This is a genomic window from Staphylococcus sp. CoH_129_LAB_1 (assembly GCF_058191515.1).
Map to the genome: position 1 here is coordinate 1 of NZ_JBXWKZ010000069.1, position 443 is coordinate 443.

At 27.3% G+C, this 443-nt stretch carries 2 protein-coding genes; both read left to right on the top strand.

Annotation, left to right across the window (positions count from 1 at the left end; genetic code table 11):
• The first annotated feature begins 64 nt into the window (after window positions 1-64).
• On the top strand, window positions 65-199 hold the full coding sequence (locus AC2FB1_RS11130) for a beta-class phenol-soluble modulin (protein ID WP_490675275.1): 135 nt from the start codon (window positions 65-67) through the stop codon (window positions 197-199).
• Window positions 200-253: 54 nt separating this feature from the next.
• Window positions 254-388, top strand: a complete 135-nt coding sequence (locus AC2FB1_RS11135) for a beta-class phenol-soluble modulin (protein WP_490675276.1) — start codon at window positions 254-256, stop codon at window positions 386-388.
• Window positions 389-443: the final 55 nt, after the last annotated feature.

Genomic DNA, 443 nt, shown 5'->3' on the forward strand with positions numbered 1-443 from the left:
AGGTAAATACTTAGGATTCTAATTTATTATACTTAAAAATTAAAATAAGAATGGAGAAATTAAAATGACTAAATTAGTAGAAGCAATCAAAAATACAGTAGACGCAGCACAAAACCAAGACTGGACAAAATTAGGTACAAGTATCGTTGATATCGTAACAAGTGGTGTAGGTATCTTAGGAAAAGTATTCGGTTTTTAATTTAAACAACAATCACAGTAATAATAATTAAATAAAAATAAAGGAGTTATTAAAATGGAAAAATTATTCGACGCAATCAAAAATACAGTAGACGCTGGAATTAATCAAGACTGGACAAAATTAGGTACAAGCATTGTTGATATCGTAGCAAGCGGTGTAAGTATCGCAGGTAAATACTTAGGATTCTAATTTATTATACTTAAAAATTAAAATAAGAATGGAGAAATTAAAATGACTAAATTAG